General features: G+C 71.2%; 16 protein-coding genes. 2 read left to right on the top strand and 14 right to left on the bottom strand.

The genetic code is table 11. The features are described 5' to 3' along the window. Positions 1 to 394 precede the first annotated feature (394 nt). The 14 genes from AB0H52_RS30275 to AB0H52_RS30210 all read right to left on the bottom strand — a co-directional run bounded on the left by AB0H52_RS30275 (position 395) and on the right by AB0H52_RS30210 (position 14,097). A complete protein-coding gene (locus tag AB0H52_RS30275) occupies positions 395 to 1,732 on the bottom strand; it encodes a hypothetical protein (protein ID WP_151491677.1) in 1,338 nt (445 codons plus the stop codon). Between the two features lie 655 nt (positions 1,733 to 2,387). Beyond that, positions 2,388 to 3,209: a DUF2637 domain-containing protein gene (locus tag AB0H52_RS30270; protein WP_225854679.1), complete on the bottom strand. Its 822-nt coding sequence runs from the start codon at positions 3,207 to 3,209 to the stop codon at positions 2,388 to 2,390. Positions 3,210 to 3,253: 44 nt separating this feature from the next. Further along, on the bottom strand, positions 3,254 to 6,622 hold the full coding sequence (locus tag AB0H52_RS30265; RefSeq protein ID WP_357951655.1) for a BTAD domain-containing putative transcriptional regulator: 3,369 nt from the start codon (positions 6,620 to 6,622) through the stop codon (positions 3,254 to 3,256). 29 nt (positions 6,623 to 6,651) lie between these two features. After that, complete coding sequence (locus AB0H52_RS30260; protein ID WP_357951653.1) at positions 6,652 to 7,098, bottom strand: pilus assembly protein TadG-related protein; 447 nt, start codon at positions 7,096 to 7,098, stop codon at positions 6,652 to 6,654. Then, positions 7,095 to 7,562, bottom strand: coding sequence for a TadE family protein (locus tag AB0H52_RS30255; RefSeq protein WP_357951651.1), 468 nt, complete (start codon positions 7,560 to 7,562; stop codon positions 7,095 to 7,097). The genes AB0H52_RS30260 and AB0H52_RS30255 overlap by 4 nt, the downstream gene beginning before the upstream one ends. Next, a complete protein-coding gene (locus AB0H52_RS30250) occupies positions 7,559 to 8,011 on the bottom strand; it encodes a TadE/TadG family type IV pilus assembly protein (protein ID WP_357951649.1) in 453 nt (150 codons plus the stop codon). Before AB0H52_RS30250 ends, AB0H52_RS30255 begins: the two co-directional genes overlap by 4 nt. Positions 8,012 to 8,013: 2 nt before the next feature. Continuing rightward, positions 8,014 to 8,220 (bottom strand): hypothetical protein, encoded by a 207-nt coding sequence (locus AB0H52_RS30245; RefSeq protein ID WP_170839468.1) that lies wholly within the window; start codon positions 8,218 to 8,220, stop codon positions 8,014 to 8,016. Positions 8,221 to 8,247: 27 nt separating this feature from the next. Then, positions 8,248 to 9,120, bottom strand: a complete 873-nt coding sequence (locus AB0H52_RS30240; protein WP_357951647.1) for a type II secretion system F family protein — start codon at positions 9,118 to 9,120, stop codon at positions 8,248 to 8,250. Further along, the gene (locus AB0H52_RS30235) at positions 9,120 to 9,968 is read right to left on the bottom strand and encodes a type II secretion system F family protein (RefSeq protein WP_357951645.1); all 849 of its coding nucleotides are present in this window, start codon (positions 9,966 to 9,968) and stop codon (positions 9,120 to 9,122) included. Before AB0H52_RS30235 ends, AB0H52_RS30240 begins: the two co-directional genes overlap by 1 nt. A 2-nt stretch (positions 9,969 to 9,970) precedes the next feature. After that, positions 9,971 to 11,281 carry an ATPase, T2SS/T4P/T4SS family gene (locus AB0H52_RS30230; protein WP_357951643.1) on the bottom strand — a complete coding sequence of 437 codons (1,311 nt, stop codon included), beginning with the start codon at positions 11,279 to 11,281 and terminating at the stop codon, positions 9,971 to 9,973. Continuing rightward, the gene (locus AB0H52_RS30225) at positions 11,278 to 12,012 is read right to left on the bottom strand and encodes a hypothetical protein (RefSeq protein ID WP_357951657.1); all 735 of its coding nucleotides are present in this window, start codon (positions 12,010 to 12,012) and stop codon (positions 11,278 to 11,280) included. Before AB0H52_RS30225 ends, AB0H52_RS30230 begins: the two co-directional genes overlap by 4 nt. A 20-nt stretch (positions 12,013 to 12,032) precedes the next feature. Next, the gene (locus AB0H52_RS30220; protein WP_357951641.1) at positions 12,033 to 12,713 is read right to left on the bottom strand and encodes an SAF domain-containing protein; all 681 of its coding nucleotides are present in this window, start codon (positions 12,711 to 12,713) and stop codon (positions 12,033 to 12,035) included. Further along, on the bottom strand, positions 12,710 to 13,573 hold the full coding sequence (locus tag AB0H52_RS30215) for a hypothetical protein (protein WP_357951639.1): 864 nt from the start codon (positions 13,571 to 13,573) through the stop codon (positions 12,710 to 12,712). The genes AB0H52_RS30220 and AB0H52_RS30215 overlap by 4 nt, the downstream gene beginning before the upstream one ends. Beyond that, positions 13,567 to 14,097 (bottom strand): hypothetical protein, encoded by a 531-nt coding sequence (locus tag AB0H52_RS30210; protein WP_357951637.1) that lies wholly within the window; start codon positions 14,095 to 14,097, stop codon positions 13,567 to 13,569. Before AB0H52_RS30210 ends, AB0H52_RS30215 begins: the two co-directional genes overlap by 7 nt. An 815-nt stretch (positions 14,098 to 14,912) precedes the next feature. On the opposite strand from AB0H52_RS30210, the gene AB0H52_RS30205 reads away from it, so the two are divergent. Both AB0H52_RS30205 and AB0H52_RS30200 read left to right on the top strand, forming a co-directional pair. Next, positions 14,913 to 15,263 carry a helix-turn-helix domain-containing protein gene (locus tag AB0H52_RS30205; protein WP_357951635.1) on the top strand — a complete coding sequence of 117 codons (351 nt, stop codon included), beginning with the start codon at positions 14,913 to 14,915 and terminating at the stop codon, positions 15,261 to 15,263. Positions 15,264 to 15,291: 28 nt separating this feature from the next. Beyond that, positions 15,292 to 16,017 (top strand): hypothetical protein, encoded by a 726-nt coding sequence (locus AB0H52_RS30200; RefSeq protein ID WP_357951633.1) that lies wholly within the window; start codon positions 15,292 to 15,294, stop codon positions 16,015 to 16,017. Positions 16,018 to 16,105 lie beyond the last annotated feature (88 nt).

Here is a 16,105-nt window from a genome sequence, read left to right as displayed (position 1 = left end):
CGTGATCAAAACAGCCCGCCCGGTAGCGGCCGCCACGCCACGCCGCACATCCCACGAGTCCATACAGAACCGCAGGTCAACCCAAGATCAACTTAGGCTACGTGGCATTGGCCCGACCCTCAACCCGGACAGAACATCTCAAGCCGGAACAACGCCAGGGCCGTGCCAGCTACCCCGGGTGAACCCGGTGGAGTAATGCACCTTCGGGCGATTCGTTCTTCTCGGGTTGTTGTGTGGTAACTCAATCCCATTAAAGAGTGAGCCGTCTTCTATTTCCGGGCACCTACTGTAGATCTCGGGAACCTCGCTGAATAACCCTCCATGCTGAGATCACGTCAATAGCCCTAACCCTTGACGGGGTCTGTATCTCCTCTACAAACATTTGCGGCGAACATTACGGAGAGAACCGCTTCGCCGATGCCGCAATACCTGACATTCCGGGTGAGTTACTGGCCTGGCACACGGCCGCAGGAGGTGACAAGATTGCCTGCGCCGGGCCGTTTGGTCCCGACGTGCGAAGGCTAGCCGCAGCGGCAACCGTGGCTAGCTCGACTGCCTGATGAGACCTGGCGGTGCTATCCAACCACGCCACACTCCCGGCCTTGACGACGGTGGCCGCAGCGGCTGCCAAGGCAGCCACTGCGGAGAAGCGGGAAGACTGATTGAGGCCGTCACGGTGTACGACGAGTGTACTCGCATCAGAAAGTGCCGGATCGGCCGACGACCATGTTCGAGCAGTTGTACCAGTGAAGGCGCCGTACATGGCCGCCTTCGCGAAGGCGAGCGCGAACCGCTCGTATGGACTGCCCGGCCGGGTCCACTCCTGCAGGATCTCCTCGACAGCGTAATGCCCCAATTGGAGAGCCGTAGCGCCGATGATCGCGTGCGGGTTCTGATTCCAGCGGCCGAGTCCATCAGCGAGCGTTGCCACCCCGTCGAACAGCTTTGTGCGGTCGGCGGGATCCATGATGGCATCACGAAGTGCCCCCAGCCCACGCTGCAGTGCACCGGCGCCAGATCCATGAGAGGCACTGAATCGATCCAGCACGCTCCAGCCGAACGAACCGAAATTGGCTGCTGACGCCGCCCAGGCGTAATAGCCCGCGTTTCTTGCCTCGTCCCGGACGAGTCGAAGAAGCTTGGTGTCGCTCTGGTCGCTGATCGATGCGAGGGTCTGCGCGGGTGACCCGATCTGGAAGAAGAACCGGGCTGAGTCGAGGACGCCGCGGGCCAGCGCGCCCGGAGCGATGGCCCCGCCAGCGTTCCAGTTATTCCATTGTGCCGCCGCCGGCTTGAACAACTTCATCGCGCCGTCGATCCCGGCGATCAGGCCGGCCCCCGCCAGAATTGACGCCCGCGAGGTTGGCGTAGTTCCTCGACCCACGGCGTCCGCAGTAAGTCCAGCTGAATAGAAGGCATGGATCACTGCCTCTTCATCCAGGAGTGCACGGGTCAGCAACGCCCATCGCGTCGTCCGACGGTGATCATTCTCAGTATCCTGGTACGCCTCACGCAGGGTGGCGTCTCGGTCACCGGCCTCCAGTTGCGATGGGCTGATCGGTGGCCGATCGGCGGTCACCGCCAGCCCAGTGGTGACTGTTTCGGCCGTCCCGGCGCCAATCGCTGCGGCCGGCGACGGGCCGAACACGTCGCCCGTGCGTAGCAATGATGGATCACCGGCAACCCGTGCCGACCCACCGCTCCATGTGGGAGAAGTGTCCTCGTACAGCAATCCCTCCACCTCCACTGTTCAACCCGTTCGCCGACCCCGGAGCGCTAAGCCCATCCACGACAGCCGGCCAATACCTATTAAACCTATCGGATCGATAGGTTTTTGTCAGCGCCGGTTGCCGATCAGGTGGGCGTTCATTACCGCGGGCCGGCCCGCAGACCGCGGCATCACCGACGGACCCGGTGGCTGATCGACATGCTCGGCCTCACCCGCCTGCGCCTGCGCCTGCAAGACGCAACCCACCGCGACAGGCCCGATTTCGGTGTGACCTCGTAGGACGTGGCAGTGGGTGGTGCAACGTGGGCGCAGCTGCCTGTTGATCATCTATTTGTGAGGACGATAAGATCGAAGGCGGCTGCTGCTGCCGGGGTAGCGGCTGGCCGGACGGTGCGGGCACGGGGCGAGTTGTCGGAGCGGGCGCGGTCGTGCTTCGTGCAGACGCGGACGTGGCAGCACGCGGGCCGCCAGACCGACCGCGAGGATTGAACCGCGGAAGACTCCTGGAGATCTGGCACCATCCTGTATTTCGAGCAGCACCCTGTCGGGTGCTTGCGCCGGCGGGTCCACAGGTTGCCTGGCACACCCCGCGGCACAACAGGCGGTCACGAAGCGCGAACCTACTCGGCGGCACGGCTGGTGTCGTGTCGGTTCGTGCTTACGGCGCGGGTGGCCAGTACCGGCGGACGGTGCGCTCGGATCGGCCGATTCGTGTGGCGATGTCGGCAGGGTGCAGGGCCGGGTCCTGGCGGTACCAGTAGGCCACGGCTCCAGCGGTGTCGGACGGCATCTCTGCGCTGCTTTCGCGGCCATCCGGTTGGGGCTCATGTCTCTGACCCCCGAAGGGGTCCGGTTCAATTTGTTGGGTAGCGCCCGGAGTGTCCTTGTCCCGCTCGTCGGAGTTCTCGACCGGCTCGACTGAGGAGCCGGTGGTACGGGACCTGTTGCTCTCTGGTCGGTCTATGTCGTAGTGACAGGGATCCGTGCCCCGGTCGCGTGCGGCGTTCCGCGGGGGCGCAGGTGCGACTTCCTCGGCGTCGCGCGCACCGGTCGGCGCGTGCGCCGGGCTGACGGAGCAGGTGCGGATCTGGCCAGCGATCTCGACCAGGCTGATGCTGGCCACGACGACCAGTCCGTCGACGGAGATGGGCAGCAGGTAGGAGGCGGCGGCGTCGGTTTCGCCGTAGCGGGCGGCGACGCCGACCATGTGCCAGTAGCTCACCCAGGCGGCGATGACGGCGATAACGGCGGCGGCGATCAGCCGGGCGGCGGCCAGGCCGCGGCGATCTGCGGGTACGCGGGAGATGAGTTCGACGGTCAGCAGTAGTGCCAGGGGTGGCCATGCGGCGATGACCTGGCTGATGAGGTTCGGCCGGGCGTGCAGGACGTTCGCCGCGATCGACGCGGCGACGCCGAGTGCGAGCACCGCCCGCACGGCCCACCGCAGGCGGGTCAGGTGCCGGAGGTCGGCCTCTGTTATCTCCGCGGTACGGGCGGAGGTGTGCCGGGGTAGGGGTGTGGCGGTCATGCGGCGGCTCCGTCGTCGGGCCGGGTTGCTGGCCGCAGGTCGGGTCGGTGGGCGGGACGCTGCACCTGGGCGACCAACTGGTCGGCCAGGGTGATGGTGTCGTCGCTGGGTTCGGCGTCGATCTCGCCGAGGGCGCGGGTCAGAGCGCGGCGCAGGCTGCGGATGGCGTCGAGGTGCCCGAGCGCGGCGCGGGCCCGCATCGCCTGCTGGTACAGCTCTTCGGCGTACGGGTTGTGGCCGATCGCGGCGTCCAGGACGGTGAGTTGCTCGGCGGGATTGTCGGCGAGGGCGTCGACAAGGGCGAGGTAGGCGTCGAGTGCCTGTTGCCGGACGGCTTCGCGGTAGGGCTCGATCCATTCGTAGTCGGCGCCGTCGGCCAGGTGCCCTTGGTAGGTGTCGACCGCGCGGCGCAGCGCGGCGAGGCGTTCGGCCGGGTCGGTGGCCTGGTTGGCGTCGCGGATCGCGGCGCGCATGCGCCACAGGTCCACGTCGACGGCGTCGCGGTTGAGGACGTACCGCTGGTGGGGGTGGGTGAGGTAGGTGCCACGTCCTGCCGTGCGGCGCATGATGGTGCGCAGGTCGGACACGTAGGTGTAGAGCCGGCCGGGTGCTTTGTTGGCGGGGGCGTCGGGGAGTAGGTCGTCGAGGATCGCCTCGGCGGAGGCGTCGCCGTCGTGCACGGCCAGGTAGACGAGCACTTCGAGGGATTTCTTGCGCAGCGTCGGACCGGGCGGCACATCGACGATCGCGGCGGTACCCAGGACGGTGACCTCCACCCGACCGTGGCCGGTTTCCTGGCCGTCCTCGGCCGCGCCGTCGGTGTCCGATTCCTCCACGGCGGGCGTGGTCGCGCCTTCGCCGGTCCCGCCGTCGTCAGGAGTGTCCGCGCCAGGGCCGTGGGCGTCGGTGGGCGGAGCTGCCACTGCTTGGGCGCCCTCGGTGGTTTTCCCATCGGCGCTGTCCGGTGCGGCGGCCACGGTTTCCGCGTCAGATGCCGGCAGGGGATCGCCGTCGCCGAAGGGGTCGTCGGATGGCGCTGACTCGGTGTCGAGAGAAGGGTGTGCGTCGGGTGCGACTGTCGTCGACTGGGCGGTGGTAGCGGGTTCGGTCGGGGCGGGTGCCTGCGGCTGGCCGGTGTGGGACTCGGCGAGGGTGACGAGCAGGTCGCTGGTGTCGGTCGGGGTGAGGACGGCCAGCCGGCCGATGTCGGCCGGGTGACCGCCGTGGCGGGAGCCTTCCCTCTGGGCGCGGCTGGTGGTGCCGTCTGCGGCGACGACGACGGTGTCGCCGTCGGGCCATGGGCCCAGCAGCACGCCGTGGATGTCCAGGCGCTGGCCTTGGGCGAGGAGCGCGGCGATGCGGGTGCGCTGGTGGTGGGTGTCGGCGTCGGCCAGCAGCAAGACCGGCGGCAGCGGTTCGCCGGTCGGGTCCGCCGCGCGGGCCTCGGTGACGGTGTCGACCTCGTGGGCGTAGACGATGCGGCTGCGGTGCAGGGTCTGCGCCTCGAGCAGGTCGAGTGCCTCGTCCAGGCCACCGGTGACGGTCAAACGCGGGGTGCGCGGCAGTGCGACGGCACCGGCGCCGAGCAGCGTCGCCGCGGTCGCTGATGGCATGACCAGCCAGGTGCGGTCCTCTGGTGCGTCGAGGCCTCCGGCGGCCAGGGCGGCGGCCATGAACCCGCGGGCCGCGGCCTCCGCGCCGGGACCGGTGAGCCCCAGGCCGGCGGGCGGCCAGACCGCGGCGATCGGGTGCGCCAGCGACGGCACCACCGGGCGGAGCGCAGTGTCGTCTTCTGCGCTCGGGTTCGCGACAGGCGCCGGCTTCTCGTGGTCGTCCTCGGCGTTGAGACCGGCGTCGTCGAGGGCGTTGTTCTGGTCGTGCCGCCCGGCGATCTCCGGACGGTCGTCGTCGAGCAGGTCGGCGTCCTGATCGGGGGTGTCAGGGCCGTCCGGTACGGAGGTGTTGTCGTCTGCTTCGGTGTCGTCGGGGTCGGTGAAGAGCCCGAGGTCGTCGTCCGGACCTTCGTGGCCGGCCGGGTCGGTGGGGGCCGTGGTGGCGTGGCGCAGGCGGCGGCGGATCTGGTTCACCACGGGCGGCATGGGCGACACGTCAGGGTCGTCCAGTCGCAGGTCGGCCGACACGGGCCGGCGGGTGTAGCGGCGGTGGCGGTGGGCCCAGACGAGGGCGACGGCCGCGAGGATCGCGGCGACGAGCCCGGCGTCGAGCCAGCTGCCGGTGCCGAGTGAGACACCGGGTGACGCCTTCGTTCGCGGCCCGGGTGTTTGCTGCCCGTCGACCGAGGGGCTGGGCGTCGTCGAGGCTCCGAAGGCCGACGGCCGCTCAGCGGGCGAGGCGGAGACCGGTGGCGAGGGGACGTGCACTACGCCGTCGTCACCGTCATGCGGTGCCCGGGTGGTGGAGCCTGGCGACGGGCTCACGGACGGCGCGTCGGGTGGCGGCTGGGTGGGTTGGCTCGGTGGTGTCGGCGCGGGCGCGGCGGTGCCGGGTGTCGGCTGTTCGGGGCCTGCCGCTGGGGGGTCGGCGGGTGGCGGGGTCCGGGGTGTGCCGGCGGGTGGTGTGGCGTCGTCGGGCAGTTCCAGGGTCCAGCCGGGGTAGATCAGGTTCGGGTTGGTGAGGGTGCCGCCGATGTCGCGGAAGTGGGTGCCCCGGTTGAGGGCGAAGATCTCCGGCCACCGGTTGGCGTCGCCGAGCCACTGCTGGGCGATCTTCGACAGGGTGTCCCCGCGCCGCACTTCACAGGTGTAGGTCTGCCCGGATGACACGAGCGTCACGTGGCCAGCTACCAGCCGGGCCTGCACCGGGTCCCCCATGTCCGCCAGGGCGGACGTCGATGCGGCTGTCTGCCAGGGCTGCGTGTGGTGCCCATCCGTGCTCACCAGCCGCACGGTGCTGCTGGGCGCGGTGGTTGCCGGGGCCGTCGCGGTGGCGCTGGTGTGGGCGGTTGTCGCTTGTGCTGGCTGGGTGAGGGTCGGTGCGGCCTGGGCGGCGGTGGCGAGGACGCCGCCGGTGATGGCGGCGACCAGGATGGCGGCGAGCCCGCGGGCCGGGGCGATGGCTCGGGGTTGTGGCAGGCGGATGCCCGTGACGGTTTCGGCGACCTCGGCGATCAGCGACCAGATGAACGCCGCCCACGCCGCCCAGAGCAGGCACACGATGGCATTGCCGAGCATGGTGTCGGTCAGCGGTGAGGTGAGGGCCGTGGCGATGTCCTGCCAGGTAGGAACCTGGCGAGGTAGTGGCCAGCCGACGTATCGGATGAGCGCGTACGGCACGCCGGCGGTGAGCAGCACCAGGAACCCGAGTCCGGCCAGCCGGCGGGCCGTGGCGGCGAGGAATGCGAACACTGGAGCTCCCGGTCGTGCGAGATGCCTGGTCAGGACGGGGCGGTGACGCCGGTCAGGGGATTGGCGGTCGCGGTCGCGGACACCGGCAGGGCGGTGATCCCGACGAGGTGCAGCAGCTGCGTCTGTCGGGTGCCGCTGATGGTGACGGTGACGGCGGTGGGGGTGGCGGACGTGGTGACCTGCCCGTCGACGCCGGCTTGCTGGGCGAAGCTCCGCGCGGCTGCGGCAGCCTGGGCGGGCTGGAGCTGGACGGCGCCGGTGGCCCTATAGGTGGCGAGGTCGATCTCGCGGGCGCCTGCCCGGGCGGCGCCCTGTGCGACGTCGAGGAGCCGCACCTTGTCCGACATGCCCAGGCCCAGGTCGAGGACCAGGCCGGCGAGGATGAGGACGAGAACGACGCCGAAGATCGTCCACGGGGTGATCTGGCCGCGGTCGTCGTGGCGGGCCTGCCGCAGGCGGGTACGCAGCCGGTTCATGGCGCCGTTGTCCCGCGGTAGGTGTCGAGGGGCTGGTGTGAGGTGCCGCGGATGGTGATGGTGCCGGGCAGGCCGAGGCCGTAGAGGTCTTCGAGGCGGACGGTGCACGCCACGGTGGCGCTGACCTGCCCGCCGGGGACGAACGCGCCGGGGTCGACGGTGACGTTGGACGGCTGGCAGGTGAAGGCCCGCCCAGCCAGGGTCGCGGAGGCGCCGTCGGCACCTGCGGCGCGGGCCTCGCCGGGGGTGCGGGCGAGGGACGCCTGGCGGGCCGCGGCGGCGGCGGCGGAGTTGACGTCGATGGCGGCCGAGGCTAGGCGCAGGCACGCCACCACCGCGAGGGCGGCCAGGACCATCAGGGGTACGTAGCTCAGCGCCATCTCGACGCTGACCGAACCGCGGTCTCCCCGCAGCCGAGGCGCCCGGCGGCGTGGGTGTCGGCTGCGGCGCTGCTCGCGGGTCACGTCGAGTCTCCTTCCACTCCAGGCGGCGAGGGGGCCAGCGACAGGGTCGAGGGGCGGAAACGCTCGACCGGGGCGCTGGCCTGGGTGCTGACCTGCAGGCGCAGGAACGGCACGACGGCGGGCACCCGGCCTGCTACGGCCACGGTGGCGGTGTCGGCGGTGCGGGTGACCGACACGCGCGGGTCGACGACGACCTGCCCGGCGACCTGGTCGAGGAGGGTTGCGGCGTCGGCGCGGCCGGCGGCGGCGGTGCCGCCGGACACCCTGGTGGTTTGCAGGGCGTGGTTCGCGGCGTGCTGGACGCCGAGGTGGGCCAGGGCCCACAGGGCGAACTGCACGCCGACGAGGACGAGCAGGAACAGCAGGGGCGCGTAGAGGACCACCTCGGTGGTGACCGACCCGCGGTCACCACCGAGCCGGCGTCGCCTGCCTCGTCGCGTGCGGTGCATGGCTAGAGGTTGATTCCGGTGATCTTGGTGATGATCTTGCCCTGGAAGATGGCGTAGACGGCCAGGACGAGGGTGACGAGCAGGGCGATCCACATGACCTTCTCGGTGGTCTCGCTGCCCCGGTCGCCGGAGTCGCGCAGCCGGCGAGCCCGGTCGACGAGGGTGAGGTGTGCCAGGGTCAGCAGGGCCATCAGCTTGCTGGGGTGCACGGCGTTTCTCCTTCTGGTGTGTCGGGGTCAGAAGCTGTCGACGGCGGTGACAGCCGGGTAGAGGAGGAACAGCATGTAGGCGGCGGCCAGGAGCATGACCGGCATGGACATGCGTTCGGTGGCGGAGTTGGCTCTGGCCTCCAGGGCGGCGGCCTGGTGGGCGCGCAGGGTGGCGGCGCGGATGGTGAGGGAGTCGCGGATGCGGGCGCCTTCGGTGCCGGCGAGGCTCATCGTCGCGGCGAGTTCCTGCAGTTCGACGACGCCGGTGTCCTCGCCGAGCTGGCCGAGGGCCTGCCAGGGCGGGATGCGTAGCAGCCGGGCGGTGGCCACGGCACGGTTCAGGCGTCCGGCGGCCCAGCCGTGGGTGTCGGCGCAGGCGTCGTCGAGGGCTTGTTCGAGTCCGGCGCCGCCGGCGAGGGAGATGACGACGAGGTCGAGCACGGCGGACAGGGCGTAGCGCAGCTCGTCGCGGCGCCGCTGCGCCTCGGTGTGCACGGTGGTCTCGGCCAGCCACCAGCCGCCGGCCGCGCCAGCCAGCGACGCCCACAGCGGCATGCCGGCGGCGAAGGTGACCCCGCCGGAGGCGAGGACGGCCATCGCGACCGGGGGCAGGAGCAGGCCGGCGAGGACCGCGAGGGCCTGGTCGGCCAGGTGGGTGGCGGTCGGCCGTCCGAGTACGGCGAGGTCGGCGCGCATCCGCTGCCGGGGCAGGCCGAGGGCACGCAGGGGCGCGGCGAGCAGCCGGGTCCTGGCCCCCACTGGTTCTTCCGGGGCAGTCGGGGTGCGGCGCAGGGCGTCGAGGGCCTGGGCGAGGCTGGGGCGGGCGGGATGCAGGCCGGTGCCGGCCAGGACCAGGCCGAGCCCGGCGATGACGCCGCACGCCACCACGAAGGCGGCCATCACGCCACCTGCCCGGGCTGGTCGGCCGAGAGCACCCGTGGTGGTTGCGGGACGCGGGAGGCGCGGGCCAGCCACCAGAACCCGCCGGCGAACACCGCTCCGACGACAAGGAGCACGAGCTGCCCGGTGAAGCTGCGGTACGGGGCGAGGAACCCGCGGTTGAGCAGGATCAGCCCGGCGACCATCGCCACCGACGTGCCGGTGATGACCCGGGCGGCGGTGCGGGTCGCGGCCCGTTTGGTGGCCACCCGCATCCGGATGCCGGCGAGCTCGCGGGCGGTGGCGGCGAGGCTGGTCAGGCACTGGGACAGTTGCCCGCCGTGGTAGCCGGCGGCCTGCGTCAGGGCGCGCACAACGAGGTCGGCGGTGGGGTCGGCGAGGTCGGCGGCGAACGCGCGCAGCGCGTCGGGTAGCCGTGCTCCGCCGCGCACCGCCCCCGCGAGGGCCTGCACCTGGGGGCGGATGGGCTGGGGGGTGACAGGGGCGGTGGCGGTGATGGCCTGCTCCAGGCCGGCGGCCGAGGACAGGGTGTCGCGCAGCAGCTCGGCCCAGGTGGCGATCGCCTCGATCCGGGCGATCGCGCGGGTGTGTTCCCGGTCGGGGCCGAGGACGCGGGGCAGCGCCCACACCGCGGCGGTGGTCAGCAGGGCCGCGACCGGCCAACGGGTCGCCGCCGCGGCGGCGAATCCGGCGACGATGGCCGCGAGGAGCCGGGTGCGGTCGGCCGCCGTCCACCGTTGCCGTGTCCGGGTGGTCGGGGTGCCGGGTGGGCGGCGGCGTAGCCCGTCGGCGACGAGGATCAGGCCTGCGGCGCAGCCCAGGCCGAGCAGGATCGGCAGCAGGTCCATGCTCACCACCGGTCCCGGATGAGGAGGTTCGGGTTGAGGCCGGCGGCGGTGAGCTCGTCGAGGGTGTCGGCGCGGATCGGCGCGGCGGGGATGGCGCGCCGATCGGGGCCGGGGCGGTAGATCTCGTTGGAGGGGACCTGGGTGCCGTCGGTCTCCAGGACCTGGCGGATGGAGGACACCACCCGGGTGCCGTCGGTGGCGACATCCAGGTGCACGACGAAGTCGACGGCCTGGCCGATGAGCACGTTGGCCGCGTCGAAGGTCAGCTTCTCCGGCGCCTGCATGACGTACATGGCCAGCCGGGTCAGCGCCTGCTTGCTGGAGGAGGCGTGCAGGGTGCACATGCTGCCGTCGTTGCCCTGCGACATTGCCAGGAGCATGGGTACGGCCTCGGCGCCGCGGGTCTCGCCGACGATGACCCGGTCCGGGCGCATCCGCAGGCCCCAGCGCACCATCGTGGACATGTCGATGCCGCCGACGCCTTCGAGGTTCGGTTCCCGCTGCTGCAGGGCGGTGGTGTTCGGGTGCGCGTCGGTGTCCTCGTCGAGGCCGAGTTCGTAGGCGTCCTCGACGGTGACGATCCGCTCGTGCGGGCTGATCGCGCCGGCGGCGGCGCGCAGCATGGTGGTCTTGCCGACGCCGACGCCTCCGCAGATCACGATGTTCTTGCGCGCCCGCACCAGTGCCCGGATGAGCTCCCGCAACCCCACCGTGATCTCCCCGCGGTGCAGCAGGTCGTCCAGAGTCACCCGGTGCAGGGTGTTGCGGCGGATCGACAGCGAGGGCCGTTTCGCTACCGCCATCACGGCGAACAGGCGTTGCCCGCCGGGCAGCCGCAGCGACAGGCCGGGCGAACCGCGGTCGAATCGGCGCTCCTCCTGCCCGCTGCGCGCCGCCGCGACCCGCACCAGGTCGACCAGGTCGTCGTCGGAGGCGGCGACCGGCGGCACTCGCTGCACCCGCCCGTCGGTGGTGCGGATCCACACGTTGTCGCAGCCGTTGGCGAAGATGTCCTCCACCCGCGGGTCGTCGATCAACCTCTGCAAGCCGCCCAGCCCGGTGAAGCTGTCCCGCAACGCCCGCGCCAAGGCCGCCTCGGCCTGCCGAGTGAGCGGGACACGGCCGGCGGAGATGTCCTCGCGGGCGTGGACGACGAGTTCCTCGGCGATGTATCCCGCGATCACCGCGTGGCGCTCGCCGTCGGGAAGCTGCGCGCCGTGCGCGGCCAGGCGGTCGCTGACCCGGGCCCGCAGCCGCGCCACCACCTCCGGCGGCGCAGCGGTCGTGCCGCCGTTCAGGGTCGAGGCGGTCACCGCACGACCTCCAACGCCGCACCGGCGGGCTGCCCGCCGGCCGCGACGGACGCGGCGAGGGCGCGCAAAGCTTGGGCGAGGCGGGTACGGGTCCACGCCCGCCCCGTCATCCGCCCGGCGAGGACGCCCGCGCCCCACCGGTCGGCGGGCAGCTGCGCCCACACCGGAACGCCGAGGTGCCCGCTGACCTCGGCCGGGGTGTAGGCGGACCTGCCGCAGACCGCCAGCCCGACACCACCCGGCCGCGCCGCGGCACGCAGCGCCGGCAGGCGGGTGTCCAGGTGGTCCAGGTACTCCGTCGACCCCGAGGTGACCAGCACGACCGCGTTAGCGGAGCGCAACAGACCCCATGCCGGGCTGTTGGCGTAGAGGCGACCCGCATCGGCGACCACTACCGGCGCCAACCGCGCGACCGCCTCGGCCTGGCCGGCGAGGACCGACACCGCCCCCGCAGCGGTCTCGGCCGCACCCGGCCCGACGAGGACGTGCAAACCCAACGGCACCTGCTGCACGTACGGCGCCGCCCCACCGGCGTGCCCGCCGTGCCGGGCCGCCGCCGCCAGGGACGCCAGCCCCGGCTCCTGCGCCAGCCCGAACCGCGCCGCGACCACCCCACCACCGGGATCGGCCTCCACCAGCAACGCCGGGCGCTCCGGCCACAACGCCGCCATCCCCAACGCGGCCGTCGACGCACCCGGCGCGCCGGACACCGACGCCACCACCACCAACATCTCCCGCACCTCCTCACGTCTCACTGGGACGGGCCGAGCTGCACCAGCGACACGTCCCCCGGGGCCGCCGCGACCGCTTCCGCCGCGTCCGCGGCGAGCAGCACCGTCACCAACTGCGTGCCCACCTGGTCCGCGCCCGCCGCCACGGACACGACCGTGGCCACCGCCCGGCGCACACTGTTGTTCTGCTGCGGCGCCTGCTGCCCGCCCCCCGCAGGCGGGGCGACCAGCACCACCACCCGCGACCCGGCGGTCAGGCTCGTCGGGGCCCGGCCCGGCTTGACCGGCACCGCGATCACCGCCTGCCCCGCCGCAGGCCACGCCGCCGGCCCGACCTGCGCCGACACCAGCAGGCTCCCTGCCGCCAGCGGCACCGCCGCCGAACGGCCGACAATCCCGCCGCGCTGCTCAGCTCGCACGAGGTCCAGGCCGGACGGGTTCGCAACCCGCACCACCCGCACATCGGCTTCGGTGATGACCTGACCCGCCGGTACGTCCCGCGCGACGGCGAGGAACTGCTCGTCGGCGTGCCGGCGCAGATCCACCTGCCAGAACGTCACCACCGTCGCCAGGACCAGCAGCAGCCCGGCGACCACACGCCGCCCGCTGCGCCGCCCCGCCCGCCGCGTACCGGCGGACACCGGCGGCAGATCCGCAGCAGAGGTGTTCACCGCCCGGGGACGGTCCGTGGTGACGCTCATCGGACACCTCCGACGATCGCCTGGGACTCCGCCACCTGCACGGACACCGTCGAGGTCGTCGTGAGCGGTGCGAGAGTGCCCCCGCTACCGGCACCAGACCAGGTGACCGACCACGTCACCGTCGCCCGCAGCCGGAACGCCGTCCCCGCCGCGGCAGCGGACGAGGAGGTGTAGGTGTGCCCGCACGCCGAGGACGCCTGCGGGTCCGTGCCCGGCTTCCACGGCTTGCCCGGACCAGTGCACGTCAGGTCGCCGCTACCGTCACCGAAGGACCACACCACCCGAGTCGGCGTCGCGGTCGCAGTCACCGACACCCCAGGCACCGACGCGGTCGCTGACCGGGCACCCCATGTCGCCGGGTCCACCCACAACCACACCGGCACCTGCACCAGCACAAACGGCGCCGTGCCGGGATTCGTGCGGATCTGCGGCGAAGGCAGGCGCAGCCGAGAACGCGCGGACTGCGCCAACGCCGCCAGGTTCACCGTCGGCGCCTGGTCCAGCCACACCGGCACGTCCTGCGACCCCAGCCCGTTGGCCACGCAGGTCCGCGAATACCAACCGCCCTCAGGGCCCTTGCCGGGCGGCGGCGGGAGGTCTACGTCGACCGGCGCCCAGTAGCAGCCGTCCTCGCCGCCGCCACCCGAGCCGTCATCGGAACCGCCGCCGCCCTGGTTGCCGCCATTCGAGCCGCCCGGTCCGCCCGGAGTGCCGACGCTGATGTCACACTCGGCCGCGTTCGGGGTCTGGCTGCAGTCCACGTTTCCCAGCCCGTCGTCGGCCCAAGCCGAGGAGAAGGCGCCGACGCCGACGCCAACAATCAAGAGCGCGATCCCAGCGCGCAGAGCACGCCTCAGCATGAGCCGACCGCCTGTACACCGAAGCTGGACACCTTCCAGCCGCCGTCGTCGCGGGTCACGGTCGCCCTCACGGCACGGTTCCCGCCCGGGACGTCATCGGCCAATGCTCCAGTCGCCGTCTTGTAGGTGAGGAATCGCGCCGTGTTCAGGCAGTCCTGCACCGAGATGCTCGACGGCGTGGCAGCGGGCGAGGCTTCGGTGACCTGCGGATCCGACTGGTACTCGCCCTTGATGACCTCGCCGTCCCGGCGGAGCTTCGCCAGGCCGTTCTTCAGGTTCGTCAACGCTTCCCCGGTGGTGTGCACAGGCAGGGAAGGCTCGTCCGGATTGGCCGTCAGGCCGGCCTTCGCGTAGGCCTGCCACATGCCTCGGTAGGCGTCCAGCGCCGCTTCCTCGGCTCTGCCGCGGGCGTCCTGGGTCGGCGCGGGAACAGATGGCAGCGGAGTTCGGCTGTCTTCGGCAGGCTCGGCACCCGTGCAGCCGCCCGCAGCCGCAATAGCGACCAGTGCGGCGAGAACAGCCACAGTGGATAGCGGATTGCGGGGCCGGCATGGTCGGTGCCTGACCCGACGCCTCCGCCGATCACGGAAAGTCACTTTTCCTCCTCAGGTGCGCCCAGCCACAGCAGGCGCTGGCGTTCCTGCAGCGATGCGTGGAAGTTCCAGGGAGCGCGGTCTGAATCCACCTCTACACCCGGACCCCGCAGTTACCGCAACGTACTTACCGTCAGGTGATTACGACTCCGTGAGCACCCTTCGGTAAGCACCAATAGGATTAAAAATAGACAAACCAGCGGCTGATTGTCGGGTTAGCGACACTATGCCCGCAGGCATCGATGCATCTAGAATCCCTCTGAACAGTTTGAGGGAGTCCCGATATGAGTCGCAGTGCCGAGGCTCGTGGCCCTCGCGACCTAGCCCGCGAACTGGGCCGGCGAGCGAACGCGGTCGCCGCTCTCGTCACGCTGCGCGACTACGGCGACTCCAGCCTGGACGATCTTGCGAAGCTTGGCAGTTGCCGAGACGATGCCGGACTCGCGTGCGACCTGCGCTGGTTGGCGGCTGCCGGACTGGTGCGACGCGCCTCGGGAGCCGGAAGCTGGGACGTAACAGATACCGCGTCGGTCTACCTGCTCTCACGGCCCGGTCAGGCCCTCGCCGATTCCCTCGCGGCGTTGGCGCAGGCGTGCGACAAGCTGGGCGAACGCCACTCTTCAGGACGTATACCTGTCGATTAGTCGGCACCTCATCCTTCGGAGGTCGTGAATTTTACTATTCACGCTGCGCAGTGCTGCCCTTACACTCTTCTGGGTAGCCGACCTTGACGGGGAGGGAAGGCGGTGCATTCCTTTCAACGCGTCTACGACGCTGTCCGGCTGTGCGGACACCGGTGGTCCCTGGAGATTCTGACCGCGCTGCAGCAGGGGCAGCCCATGCGCTTCACCGATCTGCTGCACACCATCAGCCCTGCACCCAGCTCGAAATCGCTGAACGAGGCTCTGCGGCGGCTGCAGGAGCACGGCCTCGTCGGGCACGTCGCAAGCACCGAGGGCGGCCGCTACGCCCTGACCGAAGCCGGTGAGGAACTACTGCCAGTGCTCATGTCATTCATGTCCGACCTGGGGCAATGGCTCGATACCTACGGCGACGAGACCAGCCAGCCCTCGGCCAACAACCGTGCCCGCCCCTGAGTAGCGTCGAGGACGCGAGGGCTCGGTCGTGGCGAGTCACCTCGACGCGGCACTCTTGTTCGGCATCGCCGGGCTCACCGGTGCGCTGGTCGGCGCAGTGCTGCCATGTGCCACGCGGCTGCTGGCGGTGCCTACCAGCCCGTCTGGCAGCACCATGGGAGCGGCAGAGGACGCGCTTTCGGCACGTCGGCAACGGCTTGCCACCTGTCGGTGCGTGGCTGTGCCCGGTTGGCTGCTCGGCAGCGTCAGCCTCGCGGTCGCTTCGATCGGTATCGGCCTGCGCCTACGATCCGCCGAGCTATCCGGCCTCGCGACCTTGGCAGTGTGGTTGGTCGTCCTCTACAGCGGGGCGCTGCTCGCGGCCGTCGACATCGCCGTGCGCCGTCTGCCCACTCTGGTCATCGCCGTCGCGGCGGCAACGGTCTTCGCCATCCTCGCTGCCGAGGCGGCCATGACCGCTGACGGGCGGCGGCTCATCATCGCTGCCGCCGCCGGCGCGGCGCTCGGCGGCGGATACCTACTGCTCGCCCTCCTCGCCGGCAGCGGCATGGGACTCGGCGACGTACGCTTCGCCGCCCTACTCGGCACCGCCCTCGGCACACTCGGCTGGGATGCAGTACTCCTTGGCGCAGTCCTGCCATACCTGCTCGCAGCGCCCACCGCGCTCATCGGCTTGGTTCGGCGAGGTAACAGCATCGCCTTCGGCCCCTACCTGATGGCTGGTGCCATCGCGGCGCTCCTGCTCGTTGCTTAGTGGTCCGAGCCGGAAGTCCGTCGGGGGTTGATGGGTGACGGGTGCGGTCAGGGTCCGGGTGTGATGGTGCCGATGTGGATGTCGTAGA

Source organism: Micromonospora sp. NPDC050695, from assembly GCF_040654415.1.
Classification (GTDB): domain Bacteria; phylum Actinomycetota; class Actinomycetes; order Mycobacteriales; family Micromonosporaceae; genus Micromonospora.
This window is presented reverse-complemented; position numbering and strand designations above follow the sequence as displayed.

Bases quoted from the DNA above. Each gene is read 5' to 3' on its own strand.
- AB0H52_RS30225 (WP_357951657.1), bottom strand. From the start codon at position 12,012: ATGTTGGTGGTGGTGGCGTCGGTGTCCGGCGCGCCGGGTGCGTCGACG.
- AB0H52_RS30250 (WP_357951649.1), bottom strand. From the start codon at position 8,011: ATGCACCGCACGCGACGAGGCAGGCGACGCCGGCTCGGTGGTGACCGC.
- AB0H52_RS30260 (WP_357951653.1), bottom strand. From the start codon at position 7,098: ATGAACCGGCTGCGTACCCGCCTGCGGCAGGCCCGCCACGACGACCGC.
- AB0H52_RS30240 (WP_357951647.1), bottom strand. From the start codon at position 9,120: ATGGCCGCCTTCGTGGTGGCGTGCGGCGTCATCGCCGGGCTCGGCCTG.
- AB0H52_RS30235 (WP_357951645.1), bottom strand. From the start codon at position 9,968: ATGGACCTGCTGCCGATCCTGCTCGGCCTGGGCTGCGCCGCAGGCCTG.
- AB0H52_RS30215 (WP_357951639.1), bottom strand. From the start codon at position 13,573: ATGCTGAGGCGTGCTCTGCGCGCTGGGATCGCGCTCTTGATTGTTGGC.
- AB0H52_RS30220 (WP_357951641.1), bottom strand. From the start codon at position 12,713: ATGAGCGTCACCACGGACCGTCCCCGGGCGGTGAACACCTCTGCTGCG.